Annotated in this window: 16 protein-coding genes; 7 read left to right on the top strand and 9 right to left on the bottom strand. The window is 65.6% G+C overall.

Annotated features, from left to right (window positions below; translation table 11 throughout):
- Positions 1–108: 108 nt before the first annotated feature.
- A complete protein-coding gene (locus H7A76_RS20375; RefSeq protein ID WP_260498030.1) occupies positions 109–369 on the top strand; it encodes an AraC family transcriptional regulator in 261 nt (86 codons plus the stop codon).
- Positions 370–373: 4 nt separating this feature from the next.
- Here H7A76_RS20375 and H7A76_RS20370 read toward each other — a convergent pair whose 3' ends face one another.
- A complete protein-coding gene (locus H7A76_RS20370) occupies positions 374–1,570 on the bottom strand; it encodes an MFS transporter (RefSeq protein WP_185700156.1) in 1,197 nt (398 codons plus the stop codon).
- Positions 1,571–1,815: 245 nt separating this feature from the next.
- Between H7A76_RS20370 and H7A76_RS20365 the strand changes: the two genes are divergently transcribed.
- The 4 genes from H7A76_RS20365 to H7A76_RS20350 all read left to right on the top strand — a co-directional run bounded on the left by H7A76_RS20365 (position 1,816) and on the right by H7A76_RS20350 (position 6,715).
- A complete protein-coding gene (locus tag H7A76_RS20365; protein WP_185700155.1) occupies positions 1,816–2,706 on the top strand; it encodes a LysR family transcriptional regulator in 891 nt (296 codons plus the stop codon).
- 61 nt (positions 2,707–2,767) lie between these two features.
- A complete protein-coding gene (locus H7A76_RS20360; protein ID WP_185700154.1) occupies positions 2,768–3,295 on the top strand; it encodes an AAA family ATPase in 528 nt (175 codons plus the stop codon).
- Positions 3,296–3,405: 110 nt separating this feature from the next.
- Positions 3,406–5,610: an OsmC domain/YcaO domain-containing protein gene (locus H7A76_RS20355; protein ID WP_185700153.1), complete on the top strand. Its 2,205-nt coding sequence runs from the start codon at positions 3,406–3,408 to the stop codon at positions 5,608–5,610.
- A 382-nt stretch (positions 5,611–5,992) separates the two neighbouring features.
- On the top strand, positions 5,993–6,715 hold the full coding sequence (locus H7A76_RS20350; RefSeq protein ID WP_185700152.1) for a FadR/GntR family transcriptional regulator: 723 nt from the start codon (positions 5,993–5,995) through the stop codon (positions 6,713–6,715).
- Positions 6,716–6,762: 47 nt separating this feature from the next.
- On the opposite strand, the gene H7A76_RS20345 is transcribed toward H7A76_RS20350, so the two are convergent.
- From H7A76_RS20345 to H7A76_RS20315, 7 genes are read right to left on the bottom strand one after another with little or no spacing between them, the layout of a single operon-like run.
- Positions 6,763–7,587, bottom strand: coding sequence for a transporter substrate-binding domain-containing protein (locus H7A76_RS20345; protein ID WP_185700151.1), 825 nt, complete (start codon positions 7,585–7,587; stop codon positions 6,763–6,765).
- A 60-nt stretch (positions 7,588–7,647) separates the two neighbouring features.
- Positions 7,648–8,655 (bottom strand): trans-3-hydroxy-L-proline dehydratase, encoded by a 1,008-nt coding sequence (lhpH, locus tag H7A76_RS20340; protein WP_185700150.1) that lies wholly within the window; start codon positions 8,653–8,655, stop codon positions 7,648–7,650.
- A gap of 26 nt (positions 8,656–8,681) precedes the next feature.
- Entirely contained in the window at positions 8,682–9,635 is a 954-nt protein-coding gene (gene lhpI, locus H7A76_RS20335; RefSeq protein WP_185700149.1) for a bifunctional Delta(1)-pyrroline-2-carboxylate/Delta(1)-piperideine-2-carboxylate reductase, read from the bottom strand.
- Between the two features lie 23 nt (positions 9,636–9,658).
- Positions 9,659–10,387: an amino acid ABC transporter ATP-binding protein gene (locus H7A76_RS20330; protein ID WP_312026266.1), complete on the bottom strand. Its 729-nt coding sequence runs from the start codon at positions 10,385–10,387 to the stop codon at positions 9,659–9,661.
- A 41-nt stretch (positions 10,388–10,428) separates the two neighbouring features.
- A complete protein-coding gene (locus tag H7A76_RS20325) occupies positions 10,429–11,163 on the bottom strand; it encodes an amino acid ABC transporter permease (RefSeq protein ID WP_185700147.1) in 735 nt (244 codons plus the stop codon).
- Between the two features lie 2 nt (positions 11,164–11,165).
- Positions 11,166–11,840 (bottom strand): amino acid ABC transporter permease, encoded by a 675-nt coding sequence (locus tag H7A76_RS20320; protein WP_185700146.1) that lies wholly within the window; start codon positions 11,838–11,840, stop codon positions 11,166–11,168.
- Complete coding sequence (locus H7A76_RS20315; RefSeq protein WP_185700145.1) at positions 11,828–12,025, bottom strand: hypothetical protein; 198 nt, start codon at positions 12,023–12,025, stop codon at positions 11,828–11,830. The genes H7A76_RS20320 and H7A76_RS20315 overlap by 13 nt, the downstream gene beginning before the upstream one ends.
- Positions 12,026–12,467: 442 nt before the next feature.
- Between H7A76_RS20315 and H7A76_RS20310 the strand changes: the two genes are divergently transcribed.
- A complete protein-coding gene (locus tag H7A76_RS20310; RefSeq protein WP_312026265.1) occupies positions 12,468–13,163 on the top strand; it encodes a tRNA (adenine(22)-N(1))-methyltransferase TrmK in 696 nt (231 codons plus the stop codon).
- 183 nt (positions 13,164–13,346) lie between these two features.
- Positions 13,347–13,874 carry a glyoxalase superfamily protein gene (locus tag H7A76_RS20305; protein WP_185700144.1) on the top strand — a complete coding sequence of 176 codons (528 nt, stop codon included), beginning with the start codon at positions 13,347–13,349 and terminating at the stop codon, positions 13,872–13,874.
- A gap of 84 nt (positions 13,875–13,958) precedes the next feature.
- On the opposite strand, the gene H7A76_RS20300 is transcribed toward H7A76_RS20305, so the two are convergent.
- Complete coding sequence (locus H7A76_RS20300) at positions 13,959–16,187, bottom strand: TonB-dependent receptor (RefSeq protein ID WP_409519198.1); 2,229 nt, start codon at positions 16,185–16,187, stop codon at positions 13,959–13,961.
- Positions 16,188–16,205 lie beyond the last annotated feature (18 nt).

Below are 16,205 nucleotides of genomic sequence, written 5' to 3'. Positions count from 1 at the left end.
AACATCCCTGTAGTGCCTTGCTGGACCGCCTGCCGAGGCGGCCTGCGGTATGGGGCTGGAATCATATAAGCAGGTTTTTGCCAGCCACAAGATGCTGGCACATGGCAATTGCGACGCCCGTTTGCGTCCAGGTGGACCGCAGGCCGCCAGGAAGCCGCCGGCCTGCAATGGATGTGGGTCGACAAGGCCAAGAAACTGCTGCTGGCCAGCGACATGTCGGTCAAGGCGATCACCTACGAAGCCGGCTACGAAAACGTCAGCTACTTCGTACGGCTGTTCAAGACCCAAGCAGGCCAGACCCCGGCCCAGGGGCGCCAGGGCGTCGCGGCACGAGAGCGGGAAACCAGGCCCTGGCCAGGCGACCACTAGCCCTTCAGCACGGCGAACGCCTGGTACGGGCCACAGTGCGCCCCGGCGCGACGGCCACCAGCCACCCCAGCAGCACCAGCCCGGCTGAGGCCAGCCCCGCCCCGGCCAGGCCCATGTGGGCAATCCCCAGCGCCCCCAGGGTAACGCCCCCCAGCCACGCTCCCAGGGCGATTCCCAGGTTGAAACCGGCGATATTGAGCCCGGCCGCCACTGCATGGGCATGGGGTGCATGCCGCTCGGCGATGCCGATCAACCGAGCCTGCAAGGCCGGCACCGCGGCGTAGGTGAACAGCCCCAGCAAGGCCACGCAGAGCGCCATGCCCAGGGCCGAATGCGCCAGCCCCCAGAATCCCAGCCCGCACCCGGCGATGCCGACGAGCACCATGAGGCTGGCCCGGTCGACACCCAGGCGATCGGTCAGCCGTCCCCCCAACAGGTTGCCGACTGCGGCGAGCACGCCATAACCGAGCATGAACAGGCCAACCGTGGCGATGCTGACCTGGGTCACCCCGGTCAACAGCGGCGCGATGTAGGTATAGGCGCTGAACGAGCCGGCATACCCCAGCACGGTCACCAGGGCCGCCACCAGCAAGGCTGGATGCAGCAACGCCCGAAGTGCCTGGACCACGGATTCGCCAGCGGCCTCTCCTGGGGTCCTGGCCGGCTCGACCATGCCCAGCAGCCCGAGGAAACCCAATGCACCGAACCCGGCAATCGCCCCCAGCACCGGCCGCCAGGACCACAGGCCGCCGAGGTAGGTACTGATGGGCACGCCAATGGCCATGGCCAGGGTGAACCCCGAGAACACCACCGCCACCGCACGCCCGGCCTGCTTCGGTCCGGCCAGGCGCGCGGCGGTGCTGGAAGCCACGGCCAGGAACAGGCCGTGGCCCATGCCCGCGATAAAGCGCGCCGCCAACAGCGCCCACAGGCTGCTGGCGAGGGCGGCGCCCAGGCTCCCGGCGCAGAACACCAGCACGGTGCCGAGCATCACCCGCTTGCGCGGCCAGCTTGCGGTCAGGGCCGTAAGGATCGGTGCGGCGCCGGTCGCGCCCAGGGCATACAGGGTGACCGTGCCACCGGCCTGCTCGAGCTTGAGGCCCAGGTCTTGGGCGATGACGTCGGTGAGGCCGATGGGCACGAATTCGGCAAGCCCCAGGGCAAAGGCGCTGAGGCCGAAGATATAGACGATGAAGGGCATGGACACGCGCTCCGAAGAGTTGGAAAACCGGCCTGGGGCCAGGGATGCGCGCAATCGTAGAGAGACCCTGTCATTTCAAAAAATTAACCTTTTGGCAGTCAGGCCAAATTATTTTTATACCTCAAGCAGGCTTGCCACTATGCTGGTCAGCCCTTGGCCGGCCAGCCAACGCGCCGCCGGACGCTTGTCCGCCAATCAACCGGGAACACTTCGCGAGGGCGCCCACCGCGGCGCGATACCGCTTCATGAGCCATCTGGACCATCTGCGTACCTTCATCGAGGCTTACCGCCTGCAATCCTTCTCCCGTGCCGCCCAGGCGCTGGGCATGACCCAGCCCGGCGCCTCGCTGCACATCCAGGCGCTGGAAGCCTTCGTCGGCAAACCGCTGTTCGTGCGGCGCTCGCGGGGCGTGACCGCGACCGAGGCCGCCGACGAGCTGGCCCGCGCCATCGGGCCGATGCTCGACGGGCTGGAAATGCGCATGGCCTCCTACCGCCAGAGCGATGAACTGAGCGGTACCGTGCACATCGCCGGGCCTTCGGACTTCATCCACGGCAAGCTGGCCTCGGGGCTCGCGCCCCTGCTGGAGCAGGGTTTGCAGATCCGCCTGCACACCGGCAACCGCGAGCGCATCTACAGCCTGCTGGACAGCTCGACCGCGGACCTGGCGATCACCGCCTCGCTGCCGGACGAACATGCCCATGGCTTCGCCCGGCTGCTGACCGAGCGGTTCCTCCTGGTGCTGGCCCCGGAGCTGGCCCGGAAACTGGGCAAGCGACCATCGGCCGAGGCACTGGCCGCTGTGCCGCTGATTGCCTTCGACGAAGACCTGCCGCTGATCCGCCCGGTATGGACCGCTCTATTCCAGTTCGCCCCGACCTTGCAGGCCGCACTGACCATCGCCGACCTGCGCATCATCCAGGACCTGGTGGTCCAGGGCCAAGGCTGGAGCGTGCTGCCCGACTACCAGTGTCGCGAAGCCCTGGCAGCCGGCCGCCTGGTGTCCCTGACTCCGCTGGAGGAGGCGCCCAGCAACGAGCTGTACCTGGTCTGGAACAAGACCGCGATGCGCAGTCCGCGCCTGATCCACGTACGCGACTTCCTCCTCGGGCTGTTTGCCAACAGCGTGCACTAACCCCCTGCCCGGCCCCGGGAGCCGATGCTAGACTGCGCGGCTTTTTCCCTGGGGCCAGGTTATGCAACGCATCGTGATACTGGGCAACGCCGGGAGCGGCAAATCCACCCTGGCCCGGGAGCTGGGGCGCCGTCTCGCAGTGCCGGTGGTGCACCTGGACCGGCTGTTCTGGGAGCCCGGCTGGGTCGAGGCCGATACACAGCTGTTCCGCAGCCGGGTCCGCGAGGCCGTCGCCACGGATGCCTGGATCTGCGAAGGCAATTATTCGCGGCGCACCTTCGACCTGCGCCTGCCCCGCGCCGAGCTGGTGATCTGGCTCGACACCCCGCGCACCACCTGTCTGCGCCGGGTGTTCATGCGCAGCCTGCGCAACCGTCCACGCGCCGACCTGCCGGCAGGTTGCCACGAGCAACTGAACCTGGAGTTCCTCAAGTTCCTGGGTTTCGTGTGGCGCTTCGACCAGCACAATCGCCCGGGCATCGAACAGGTCCGCCAGGCCGTGGCGCCCCAGGTGCCGGTGATTCATCTGCGAGGCGTGCAGGACATCGACAGCTGGCTCGAGACGCTGCCACCCCGCCTGCCGGGCTGAACGCGACAGCCTGGACCGGTCGGCGGCCATGGCGCAAAAGCGCAAGACTTCCGGGTGAAAAACCGGATAATGGCGGCCTTTTCGTCTTGCTCGTCATTCTGGTAGCTCCCATGGAAATCAAGGTCAACTTTCTCGACAACCTCCGACTTGAAGCCAAGTTCGATGACTTCACGGTGGTGGCCGACCAGCCGATCCGCTACAAGGGCGACGGCTCGGCACCGGGTCCGTTCGACTATTTCCTGGCTTCCTCGGCGCTGTGCGCCGCCTACTTCGTGAAGCTGTACTGCCAGACCCGCGACATCCCCACCGACAACATCCGCCTGTCGCAGAACAACATTGTCGATCCGGAAAACCGCTACAACCAGATCTTCAAGATCCAGGTCGAGCTGCCCGCGGACATCTCCGAGAAGGATCGCCAGGGCATCCTGCGCTCCATCGATCGCTGCACGGTGAAGAAGGTGGTGCAGACCGGCCCCGAGTTCGTGATCGAGGAAGTGGAGAGCCTGGACGCCGATGCCCAGGCCCTGCTGATGCCGAGCCTGGATGCCGGCACCAGCACCCGCATCCCCGGCAAGGACCTGCCGCTGGAGCAGACCATCGCCAACATGTCGGCGATCCTCGCGGGCCTGGGGATGAAGATCGAGATCGCCTCCTGGCGCAACATCGTGCCCAACGTCTGGTCGCTGCATATCCGCGACGCGCAGTCGCCGATGTGCTTCACCAACGGCAAGGGCTCGACCAAGGAAAGCGCCCTGGCCTCGGCCCTGGGCGAATTCATCGAGCGCCTGAACTGCAACTTCTTCTACAACGACCAGTTCTGGGGCCAGGAGATCGCCAACGCCGAGTTCGTCCACTACCCCGACGAGCGCTGGTTCCAGCCAGGGCGCAAGGATGCCCTGCCCAAGGAAATCCTCGACGAATACTGCCTCGGGATCTACAACCCCGACGGCGAGCTGCGCGGCTCGCACCTGTACGACACCAACTCGGGCAACATCGAGCGCGGCATCTGCTCGCTGCCCTTCGTGCGCCAGTCGGATGGCGAAGTGGTGTACTTCCCCTCCAACCTGATCGAGAACCTCTACCTCTCCAACGGCATGAGCGCCGGCAACACCCTGGCCGAGGCCCAGGTGCAGTGCCTGTCGGAAATCTTCGAACGAGCGGTCAAGCGCGAGATCCTCGAAGGCGAGCTCGCCCTGCCGGACGTGCCCCAGGAAGTGCTGGCCAAGTACCCGGGCATCCTGGCGGGCATCCAGGGCCTGGAGGAGCAAGGCTTCCCGGTGCTGGTCAAGGACGCTTCCCTGGGCGGTGAATTCCCGGTGATGTGCGTGACCCTGATGAACCCGCGCACCGGTGGCGTGTTCGCCTCCTTCGGCGCCCACCCGAGCTTCGAAGTGGCGCTGGAACGCAGCCTTACCGAACTGCTCCAGGGCCGCAGCTTCGAGGGCCTGAACGACCTGCCGCAGCCGACCTTCGAGAGCCAGGCGCTGATGGAGCCGAACAACTTCGTCGAGCACTTCATCGATTCCAGCGGCGTGGTCTCGTGGCGCTTCTTCAGCGCCAAGGCCGACTTCGAATTCGTCGAGTGGGACTTCTCCAGCCAGGGCGCCGACTCCAACGCCGAGGAAGCCGCGACCCTGTTCGGCATCCTCGAAGGCCTGGGCAAGGAAAGCTACATGGCGGTGTACCAGCACCTGGGCGCCACCGCCTGCCGGATCCTGGTGCCGGACTACTCGGAAATCTACCCGGTGGACGACCTGATCTGGGACAACACCAACAAGGCGCTGTTCTTCCGCGAAGACATCCTCAACCTGCACAGCCTGGACGAAGACGGCCTGCGCGGCCTGGTGGAACGCCTGGAGCAAAGCGAGCTGGACGACTACACCGACATCACCACCCTGATCGGCATCGAGTTCGACGACAACACCGCCTGGGGCCAGTTGACCATCCTCGAGCTGAAGCTGCTGATCCACGTGGCCCTGGGCCAGTTCGACCCGGCCAAGGAACTGGTGGAGATGTTCCTGCAGTACAACGACAACACCGTCGAGCGCGGCCTGTTCTACCAGGCCATGAACGCGGTGCTGGAAGTGCAACTGGACGACGAGCTGGAGCTGGCGGACTACGAAGCCAACTTGCGCCGCATGTTCGGCAACGAGCGCATGGACGCGGTGATCGGTTCGGTACGGGGCAGCGTGCGCTTCCATGGCCTGACGCCTACCAGCATGCAACTGGAGGGCCTGGACCGGCACCTGCGGTTGATCGACAGCTACAAGAAACTGCACGCGGCACGGGCCAGGATGGCTGGCCTGGCCAACTGAGGGCTTCGGCAGGAAAGCACCTTCGCAGGCTGTGGGAAAACTACTGCGTTTGGCAATACTGCGTTAAAAACAGGCTCAGAGCGCTCATTTACAGCCAGTAAACTCCGCTTCCTCGCCTGTTTTTGCCTTGTCTTGCCTTCACTCGCGACGTTTTCACACCGCCTGTTCGGGTGCTTTTTTGTTTCAGGCACCGGACTGCGGGGCTGCCCCATGTTCGCCACGGCTCAGCAACAATCTGACCAGGCAGCCACTGCCATCCGATAACAACAACGGAAAATGCCGCCCCCCCTGTTTCCCGTCTTCACGAGCGGTACCATGGGCTCCTGACATTCACGACCTGCCAAACCCAAGCCGACGGCTAGTGCCCCGAGAGACCGCCACCATGCAAGCAGACTTTCGCCCCAAGCAGATCTACGAGCAGGTTGCCGACCAGATCCGCGCCGGCATCCTGAGCGGCCAGTATGCCCATGGCTCGCGCCTGCCCTCCGAACGCGACCTGGCGCAGCGGCTGAAAGTCAGCCGGCCCGCCGTACGCGAAGCGATCGGTGCCTTGCAGAACGAAGGCATGGTGATCACCCGCCATGGCTCAGGCACCTACGTCGCCGATTGCCCGCTGCAGGTGAACGAAGCGGCACCGGATTATGCCGGTCTGCCACCGGTGGATGCCGACTTCAGCCCCATCAGTACCCTCGAAGTACGCTTGCTGATCGAACCGGCGATAGCCCGCCTGGCCGCCCGCCGTGCCCAGCGCGACCCATTGGCCGAGCGCTACCTGGAACAGATGAGCGATGTGAAGGACATCGGCGATCCGCTGCAACAAGCGCGCTGGAGCGAAGCCGACCGGCTGTTCCACCGCCAGCTCGCGATGATGACCGGCGATATCCTGATTACGCGGATCGCCGAGGAAATCAACAAGACCATGGAGCAACCGTTGTGGAACCGCCTGCGGGACGACGGAATCTACGACCCCGAACGCATCCAGCTGTATGCGGCCGAACACCGCCTGATCTACGAAGCGATCATCAGCGGCGACGAAGACGCGGCCGCTTTCTACGTCGAAGGCCACCTCAAGCGGGTGCGCCGTGATATCAGCTCGCGGGAATGAACGAGGGCCGGCATGGACGTGCCATGCCGGCCCCTCGCGCGCTGCGTTCAGCGCATCGGCTGGACCTTGAAGGAGCGCTGCATCCGGTAGAGGGTCTGGGCTCCCAGCCACTTGTCGAAGATGGCCTGCATCGTCCCCTCGGCCTCCAGCTCGCGCAACGCCGAATTCACCGCGACGAGCATGCCCGGCTCGTCTCGACGTATGCCCAGGCCCCAGACTTCCCGGCCGATGGCCGGTTGCAGAATGCTGTACTGCCCGGCCTTGTCACCCAGGCGGTTGAGCAACTTGTGCAGGACCTCCTGCGAAGTACTGAAACCCGTGACCTTGCCCTGGAGCAAGGCGGTGAAGGCGCTGGACACATCCTCGAAGCCGACCGCCGTCGCGCCCGGCAAGGCCTGCCTGATATAGGCCTCGCTGATGCTGCCCTTGACGTAGCTGATGCGCTTGCCATCCAGCTCGCCGAGGGCGGTGATGCCCCGACCGGCCCTGACCGCCAGCACGTTCTCGCTCACATAGTAGGCATCGGAAAATGCCACCTGCTCGGCGCGTAGCGGCGTATGGGCCAGCCCCGCGCCGAGCACATCCATGTGGCCCTGTTGCAACTCGGCGATACGCGCTTCGATGGATACCGGCTTGATCTCGACCTTCGCTCCCAGCTTGCCGGCCACCGCCTGGCAAACGTCCACGTCATAACCGACCACCGAGCGCGTCTTCACGTCCGTGTAGCCGAATGGCTCGAAGATATCCAGTACGCCGCAGACCAGCACTGCACGAGCCTTGATCTCGTCCAGTTGCGCGGCCTGGACGCCAGCCGCCCCCAGCAACAGGCAAGTGGCAATGGCAGAACCCCACGATGAAAAACCGCGTTTCATATCTGTGTCCCCAGGAAAAATAGGCATGGCAATGTTGTGCGCGCAGCAGCTAACGCCGCGCTAGCGGACCAGGAAGCCGTGCCGCTGCGGGTCACGCTCATCGATGATCCAGTTGCAGAACCCACAGATGTAGGCCGTGCCCGAGACTTCCGGGATAACCGCCTGGAATTCCCCCACCCGGGTTTCTTCGATGACCCTGGCGCTGAACACCGAACCTATGACCGACTCGTTGACCAGCACCTGGTCCCGGTCGATCTGCCCCCGCAGGTAAAGCTGGGCGATCCGGCCGCTGGTGCCGGAACCTGTGGGTGAGCGGTCCACCTCGCGGTCGGCGAAGATGCAGCAGTTGGCCTGGGTCGACCCGGGCAGGCGCGGCTCACCGTCGATGATGGTGCCGTAGATGTGGTTGATCTCGGGAATCTCGGGATGCACCACCGGGAACGCGGCATTGGCCGCGCGCTTCACCTCGGCCCCGAACGTCTTCAACGCCTCCACCGCCGACTCGCGGATTGGCAGGCCATGGGGCGCACCGCTGGTATAGAAATAGAAGGCCCCACCATAGGCGATATCGCCGGTGACCGGACCGTAGCTCGGGGTCTGGACCGTCACGTCGCGACGGTAGATGAACGACGGCACGTTGATGAAGTGCACGCTACCGGCATGCTGGCCATCCCACTCGACGAAGGCTTCGATGAAACCGCAGGGAGCATCGATGCCGACCCGGGTCCGTGGCGACGTCCGCTCGACCCAGCCCAGCTCCACGGCGGCGGTCGCCAGGGCGATGGTGCCGTGGCCGCAGTGGTCGCTGTAGCCTTCGTTGTGCAGGAAGATGATGCCGAAGTCCGCCGTGGGCGAGACCGGCTCGGTGAGGTAGCCGCCATACATGTCGGCATGGCCGCGCGGCTCGAACATCAGGGCCTGGCGGATATCGTCCGCATGGTCCCGTAGCCAGGCACGACGCTCGATGATGGTCTTGCCGGGCAACCTCGGCAGGCCGCAGGTCACGATCCGAAACGGCTCGCCGCCGGTATGGACTTCCACGGTGTTGATGCTGCGGGTGATACGCATGGTCGACTCCCCCTTGGACAATGGATTCAGGCGCGCTCGGCCATGAGGTTGGCGAGGGCTACACGGGCAGCCGCCAGGTCCCAGGCGGCGGTACCGACACTCTTGACCACCACCGGACGCCCAGGCTCGACGGCACCATCCAGCGCACTGGCCAGGGACCTCACCTGGGACCAGTCCACCGCCGCACGCAGCAGGTCCCCGGCCTCGTGGCGAGCACCGGCCGGGTCGTCGGCATAGATCAGGCTGCCGTCGAGCAGGGTCTTGCCCAGCTCGGCCATTTCCGGCTTGAAGGCGCCGACCCCGACGACCAGGCACCCGGCCCGGGCCGGTTGGTCGTAAACCGGCTCGAGGCTGGTGGTCAGGGTAATGACCGCATCGACCTCCGGCATGTCCTCATCCATCGCCTGCAACTGGCCATGCCACTGGCGATTGGCCTCGCAGAACTGCGTGGCGGACGCGAGGTCCAGGCCCCGTACCCAGATCCTGGCCTGGGGATACAGCGCGTTGATGGCCTGGACATGAAACCGCGACTGGGCACCGGTGCCGAAGATCAGGATCCGCTGCACAGGCTGGGGCAGGAAGGTGCGCAGGGCCAGCAGGGTGACGGCGGCGGTGCGGCGCCCGGTCACTTCCGGGCCGTCCAGCAGGCACAGCAGCCTGCCGGTGGCCGCGTCGCACACCGTGACATTGCCATGCAAGGTGGGCAGGTGGCGCCGGGCATTGGCCTGCTGCACGTTCACCAGCTTGTGGATCGCGATGTCCGGCGCGCTGGCCGGCATGCTGAGCAGCACCCCGCCCTCGCCCAGGGGCACCACCATGCGCTCCGGGCTCAAGATCGAACCGGCCGCCAGTTCCCGCACCGCCCGCCCGAGGGCCTCGACCAACTGCTCGAAGCCCAGCAAGGCGGCGGTCCTGGCCGGGTCGCAGACGATGATTCCGGGAGGGTTCGCCAGCATGGCGGCAATGGATGGATCGTTCATTCTGTTGCTCCTCTGTGGATGACTCAGCGGCGACCTATGTCGCAAAGGAACTGCTGCGCCCGGGGATGCCTGGGCCTGTTGAAGAACTCGCCGGGAGGCGCCACCTCCAGCAGGCGGCCCTGGTCCATGAACCACACCACGTCGCTCACCTCCCGGGCGAAGTGCATCTCGTGGGTCACGCAAACCATGGTCATGCCCTCGGCCGCCAGGGCCTTCATCACCGCCAGCACCTCGCCGACCATTTCCGGGTCCAGGGCGCTGGTGGGCTCATCGAACAGCATCACCGGCGGCTGCATGGCCAATGCCCGGGCGATGGCCACGCGCTGTTGCTGGCCACCCGACAGCTGGTTCGGATAGGCCCCGGCCTTGTGCCCCAGGCCGACCTTGTCCAGCAGGCCCAGGGCCAGTTCGCGGGTCGGCGCCGCTGCCGCCTTGCGTACCCACAGCGGCCCGCAGGTGACGTTCTCCAGGACGGACAGGTGGGGAAACAGGTTGAACTGCTGGAACACGAAGCCGATGTGGCTGCGCATGGCATTCACGTCCACCTGCCGGCCCTGGACGTCCTGGCCATTGACATGGATGGTCCCCGAGCCGATGGCCTCCAGGCGGTTCATGGTGCGGATCAAGGTGGACTTGCCCGAACCGGACGGCCCGCACAGCACCACCACCTGGCCCTTCTTCACCTGGGCGCTGATGTCCGTGAGCACCTGGTGTTCGCCGTACCACTTGTTCACCTTGTCCAGGGCGATGATGACGCTGGAAGCTGCCAGGGCAGCGTTGTGGTTGTGCATGATCAATACCCCTGGGCCGGAGCCGGGCGTGGATGGTGGGAAGTGGCGGGCATCCGCCCGTTGTTGCGGGCAAGGCGCGCCTCCAGCAGGCGGGCGGCCTGGGTCAGGGCGAAACAGATGGCGAAATAGGCCAGCGACAGCACCAGGAACACGCTGAAGGGCTCGGTGATCACCGTGCTGTTGACCTGGTTGGCGGCATAGGTCAGCTCGTTGACGCCAATCACGTAGCCCAGCGAGGTGTCCTTGATGGTGGTGACGAACTGGCCAACCATGCTCGGCAGCATGTTCCCCAGGGCCTGGGGCAGGATCACCCTGCGGGTCCGGGTCCAGTAGCCCATGCCCAGTGCCGCGGCGGCCTCGCCCTGCCCCTTGGGTAGCGACTCGATGCCCGCCCTGACGATTTCCGCCAGGTACACCGCCTGGAACACCACCAGCGTCACCGCCATGGTGGTGAAGCCGGCAACCGGTCGCCCGAGGATGATCGGCACCACGAAATAGGCCCCGAAGATCAGCATCACCAGCGGAATGCTGCGCAACAGGTAGCCGACGCCCATGGCCGGATAGCGCAGTACCTTCGCGGGGCTGAGCTGGGCCAGGGCCAGCAGCACGCTCAACGGGAACGCCAGGCCGATGCCGATGATCGACAGCAGCAGCGTGGCGACGATGCCGCCCAGCGGGCCATTGGGGTAGGACCCCAGCAGGAACAGCAACCCGTACTCCTGGATGATCTCCAGCATGTTCAGCGCCCCCTGATCCGCAGGTGCCGGCCCAGCCAACCACCGGCCAGCAACAGGCTCAGCGCCACCGCCACGTACAGGACGGTGCTGAGCCCATAGGTGGCGAAGATGCGGAAGGTGCCGCTGGCCACCTCCTTGGTGACGTAGGTCAGCTCCATCACCCCGATGACCATCGCCAGGCTGGTGGTCTTCATCAGCATCACGGTGTTGCTCAGCAAAGGCGCGATCGCCACTCGCAGCGCCTGGGGCAGGATCACCCGACGCAGGGCGCCGGCCCGGCCCAGGCCCAGGGCCCGCGCTGCTTCCTGCTGCCCCGCAGCGATGCTGCGCAGGCCGCTGCGGATGTCCTCGGCGAAGTAGGCGCCGTAGTACAGCCCGATGGCGATCAGCGCGAATACCAGCTCGCCGTGATGCTCGTTCAACCACTCCTGGAGCGCCTCGGGCAGCAGGCTGCTCACGCCGAAGTACCACAGGAACAGATGCACCAGGGGCGGGACGTTGCGCTGGTACTCGATGAACGCCATAACCCAGAGGCCGACGAAGCGCCCCCCGGCCAGGCGCAGCAACGTCACCAGCAGGCCGACGGCGAAGGCCAGCAGCCAGCTGCCCAGCGCCAGCATCAGGGTCACCAGCAGTCCCCTGGCCAGGACCTGCCCATATTCGTTCAGGAAGTCCATGCCAGGCTCCCGTTGCGTACGCCACCCGAGCCTGCTTTGGTGGGCTCGGCATCCGGCCAGGCATGCGAGCATGGCAGCCCCGCCCAACCCAGGCCGTGCCCTCGCGGATCGTCCCGTGGCGGCAGGTAGCGCCGCCGGAACACCGCCAGGGCCTTGAGGTATCGTTTTTTGTTGTTCTTGTTCATCACTGCTCTCCTGCTTGCCCTGGCAACCCGATTGGTGGTTCCAGCGAATACCTGGCGCTGGACCGGCAGATTCCCGGGTGGGTCTAGGTCATGCCTGGACGGTCAAACTGGTTCAACAAAAACCATTAACTGGTCAATTTCCGATCCAGACTGCTGCATTCTCAAGCAAAGCCCCAGGAAAAAAGATCAGAAACTTCCCAAACCCCGTTAAGATCCGGTCAGTCAAAGGCCGTAAAAGCGACGTATGTCCCTGGCTGCAAGGTGAATCCCGGAGAAGCAACTGGTCATCAACAATGACCAAATGATCGCCTGGCGTGGTACCGTCCCCATCCGTCGCCAGTGGGCCTGATCGCCTGCATTTGAAATACGCGGCGGCGCCCGACAGAATCGCCCCCCGATCCGGCCCGAGATGTGGCGGGCCCACGCAAGAAAGAGGTTGCAGTTGAACCAACAGACATTGTCCATGCGCCTGGAGCGCGTCGCGGCCCAGGTACCGGCTGGGGCGCGCCTGGCCGATATCGGCTCGGACCACGGCTACCTGCCGCTGGCGTTGCTGAGCCGTGGCGCCATCGAGAGGGCAGTGGCTGGCGAGGTGGCGCTGACGCCCTTCCACTCGGCCCAACGCAGCGCCCTCGCCAGCGGTTTCGGCCAACGCATCAGCGTGCGCCTGGCCAATGGCCTGGCGGCAATCGAGCCGGGAGACGGGATCACCGCCATCAGCTTCTGCGGCATGGGCGGCGAGACCATCCGCGACATCCTCGAGGCCGGCAAGGCACGCCTCGATGGTCGCGAGCGCCTGGTCATGCAGCCCAACGGCGGCGAGCAGCCGCTGCGTCAATGGCTGATGGACAACGGCTACGCCATCCTTTTCGAAGAGGTGCTGCGCGAGAACCGCTTCGACTACGAGATCATCGTCGCCGAGCGCGGCGCCAGCCCAAGCTACAGCGCCGAGCAGCTGTACTTCGGCCCGCTGCAGATGCAGGAGCGCAGCCCGGCATTCCTGGCCAAGTGGCAGCGCAAGTTGCGCCAGAAGCACAAGATCCTGGCCCACTTCGCCCGGGCGCAGCAGGCGGTGCCCGAGGAGAAACTGCAGGACACCCAGCGCAAGGCCCGCTGGATCAGCGAGCTGCTGGCCTGAGTCCGCAGCGCCGCTTTCACGGGTAAAACCCGCTGTGTATCATCGGCCCAGGTCGATGCTACCTGCCGCTCGCATCCGCAAGGAATGGTGAAAGCATCGCTGTCCCCCCTACCCTGTCGTCACTCTTGACAGTCGAGGCCCGGCAACGCGAGCACCCCTGCACCTCGGCGAACAGGAGCAACGATGATCACTCTCGAACACGCCAAGCAAATGGCCAAGCGCCTGCGCACCGCGCTCGCTTCCCACGACCCGTCGATCAGCCACGCCACTGCGCTGGAAAGCGTGGCCCGGCAACTGGGCTACAAGGACTGGAACACCGCCGCCGCAGCCCTGCCCCAGGAACAACCCCAGGGGATCAGCTTCGACAAGGCCATCCCGATCCTGCGGATGTTCGACGAAGCCAAGGCTCGCGAGTTCTACCTCGATTTCCTCGGGTTCGCCGTGGAGTTCGAACACCGCTTCGAAGCCGACCTGCCGCTGTACCTGGGCATCAGCCGCAATGGCCTGCAACTGCATCTGTCCGAGCACCATGGCGATGCCAGCCCCGGGGCGACGATTTTCGTGCCGATGCACAACATCGAACAACTGCGCGATGAACTGCAAGCCAAGCGCTACGGCTACGGCCGCCCCGATATCGTCGAAGAAGACTGGGGCAAGACCCTGGAAGTCTACGACCCCTTCGGCAATCGCATCCGCTTCTGCCAGGGCTGATCCTGCGCCAGCCATCCAGAGCGCAAACGATCCGCTCCACGGGCAGGCCCAGTGCCTGCCCGTGGACGCTCATGGGCTAGGGTTTCAGAAGTCCACCGAGGCGGACAGCTCGAAGGTGCGTGGCGCACCCAGGCCCAGGCTGGTGGTCAGCGGCATTCCCCAGTAGGCCTTGTTGGTGAGGTTGCTGACGTTGCCCCGCAGGGTCACCGGGCGGTTGGCGACCTGGGTGGCGTAGCGGGCGCCCACGTCGAACAGGGTGTAGCCGGGAATCGACTGCTGGTTGTCGGCGCTGATGTACTGCTTGGACAGCGCCGTGGCGTTGGCGGTCAGCGTCAGGCCCTGCAGCACCGGGGTATCCCATTCCACGCCGAGCTTGCCTTGCAGTTCGGGGTAGCCAGTGGCGTTCTTGCCGTCGTTGCGGCCACCCTCGGTCTTGGTCAGCTTGGGGTCGACATGGGCGACGCCGCCCATCAACCGCACGTCGTCCAGCGGCGCCCCGAAGAAGCCCCACTCCACCCCGCGGTTACGCTGTTCGCCCCCCATGGAGTAGAGGTTGGTGGCCGGATCGGTGTAGCTGCCGGGACGGGTGATCTCGTACAACGCTAGGGTATGGCTGAAGGAGCCCAGGTCGAGCTTCAGGCCGACTTCCTTCTGCTTGGTCTTGTAGGGCGCGAAGATCGCGCCGGCGTTGGCGGCGGTCAGCGGCGCCGTGCCGCCTTTGCTCAGGCCCTCGATGTAGTTGGCATACAGCGACAGGTCGTCGGTGGCCTTGAACAGCACCGCGGCCGCCGGGGTGGTGGCGCTTTCGTCATAGCGCGAGGTGCGCTTGCCGGTGCTGACGCTGAAGGTATCGCTGAGCACCTCCTGGCGGCGCACGCCCAGGGTCAGTTGCAGGCGATCGTCCAGCACCGCCAAGGTATCGGCCACGCCGTAGCTGCGCAGGCGGGTCTCGCTGTGCATGATCAGCGGCCAACGGGTGGACGCCTTGGGACCCCAGGTCGGGTGGTAAATATTGGTGGTCCAGTCGGCACCGGGCACCCAGCGACGCCCCCAATCCTTCTTCTTGTCCGAGTACTGGGTGGCGTTCAACGACCACTGGTGCTTGATCTCGCCCGCCTGGAACTGGCCCTTGAGGCCAGTTTCCGCCGAAACCTTGCGCACCTGGAACTTCAACTGGCCCATGCTGCTGCGCAGGTCGCCGGCATCGTTGATCACCGTGGCGATCATGGCGCCGTTGTAGGCGTAGTCGCTCTTGCTGCCACCCACCGCGGCATAGGCGGTCAGTTGTTCGCTGAGGTCGAACTCGCCACGCAGGATCGCGCCCTTGTCCTTGCTTTCCACCGTCGCCCAGTCGGGGTTGAGCAGCGAACCGGCCTTGGGCGGCCTGGGCACCGCAACCCCGGCAGCCAGGCCCATCCCACGGTTCTGGCCGGTGATGCGCTGGTCGGCGTCGTACAGGTCAAGGGACAACCGCGCGCGTTCGCCCCGCCAGTCCAGGGCCAATGACGCCAGGTCGGCTTTCTGCTTCTGGTGGTCGGTGGCCGCATCGCCTTCGCGGTGGACGCCGTTGAAACGCACGCCGAACTGCTGGTCCTGGCCAAAGCGCCGGCCCATGTCCAGATGCCCCCCAAGCTGCGAATCGGACATGTAGCTGCCGGTCAGGCGTGTCAGCGGTTCGTTGCCGGCACGCTTGGGCACCAGGTTGACCGTGCCGCCCACCGAGCCGCCTGGCGGCATGCCGTTGAGCAACGCCGAAGGGCCCTTGAGCACTTCGATGCGCTCGTACATTTCGGGGGACACGCGATAGAACGGCGCCATGCCGAACAGCCCGTCGACGGTCACGTCGCTGATGTCCGAGGCGAAGCCGCGAATCGAGTAGTTCTCGCTAAAGGTGCCGGTCAAGCCGTTGCTGAACACCGCCGGATCGGTGGCGGCGATCACATCGGTGATGCTCTTGGCCTGGCGGTCCTCGATGTATTTCTCGGTGTAGCTGATGGTGCTGAACGGGGTCTCCATGAAGTCCTTGTTGCCCAGCAAGCCGAGCTTGCCGCCAGAGGCCACCTGCTCCCCCGCGTAGGCCGGTGGCAGGCTGGAGACGGCTTCGCCCTGGATCGTGGTGGCGGGCAACGCCAGTACCCGGTCCTGGGTCGCTTCGGCCGGCTCGCGAACCTCTGCGCCCGCCGGCGCCGCGAGCGTGGCCAGGACCCCCAGGGCCAGCCCTGCCAGCCCGCGGTGGACGCCGACGGCCAGGGGTTGGGCGACCAAGGCCTGGGAAAGGTGTGCATTGCGATGGAAAGAATGACGGTGAGTCACGCTACAGCTCCGTTGAAG

This window comes from Pseudomonas sp. MSSRFD41 (assembly GCF_014230245.1).
Lineage (GTDB): Bacteria > Pseudomonadota > Gammaproteobacteria > Pseudomonadales > Pseudomonadaceae > Aquipseudomonas > Aquipseudomonas piscis.
This window is presented reverse-complemented; position numbering and strand designations above follow the sequence as displayed.

Coding starts and splice junctions, on each gene's coding strand:
- H7A76_RS20305 (WP_185700144.1), top strand. CDS start 13,347: ATGATCACTCTCGAACACGCCAAGCAAATGGCCAAGCGCCTGCGCACC.
- H7A76_RS20360 (WP_185700154.1), top strand. CDS start 2,768: ATGCAACGCATCGTGATACTGGGCAACGCCGGGAGCGGCAAATCCACC.
- H7A76_RS20325 (WP_185700147.1), bottom strand. CDS start 11,163: ATGCTGGAGATCATCCAGGAGTACGGGTTGCTGTTCCTGCTGGGGTCC.
- H7A76_RS20315 (WP_185700145.1), bottom strand. CDS start 12,025: ATGAACAAGAACAACAAAAAACGATACCTCAAGGCCCTGGCGGTGTTC.
- H7A76_RS20365 (WP_185700155.1), top strand. CDS start 1,816: ATGAGCCATCTGGACCATCTGCGTACCTTCATCGAGGCTTACCGCCTG.
- H7A76_RS20350 (WP_185700152.1), top strand. CDS start 5,993: ATGCAAGCAGACTTTCGCCCCAAGCAGATCTACGAGCAGGTTGCCGAC.
- H7A76_RS20320 (WP_185700146.1), bottom strand. CDS start 11,840: ATGGACTTCCTGAACGAATATGGGCAGGTCCTGGCCAGGGGACTGCTG.
- H7A76_RS20345 (WP_185700151.1), bottom strand. CDS start 7,587: ATGAAACGCGGTTTTTCATCGTGGGGTTCTGCCATTGCCACTTGCCTG.
- lhpI (WP_185700149.1), bottom strand. CDS start 9,635: ATGAACGATCCATCCATTGCCGCCATGCTGGCGAACCCTCCCGGAATC.
- H7A76_RS20355 (WP_185700153.1), top strand. CDS start 3,406: ATGGAAATCAAGGTCAACTTTCTCGACAACCTCCGACTTGAAGCCAAG.
- H7A76_RS20370 (WP_185700156.1), bottom strand. CDS start 1,570: ATGCCCTTCATCGTCTATATCTTCGGCCTCAGCGCCTTTGCCCTGGGG.
- lhpH (WP_185700150.1), bottom strand. CDS start 8,655: ATGCGTATCACCCGCAGCATCAACACCGTGGAAGTCCATACCGGCGGC.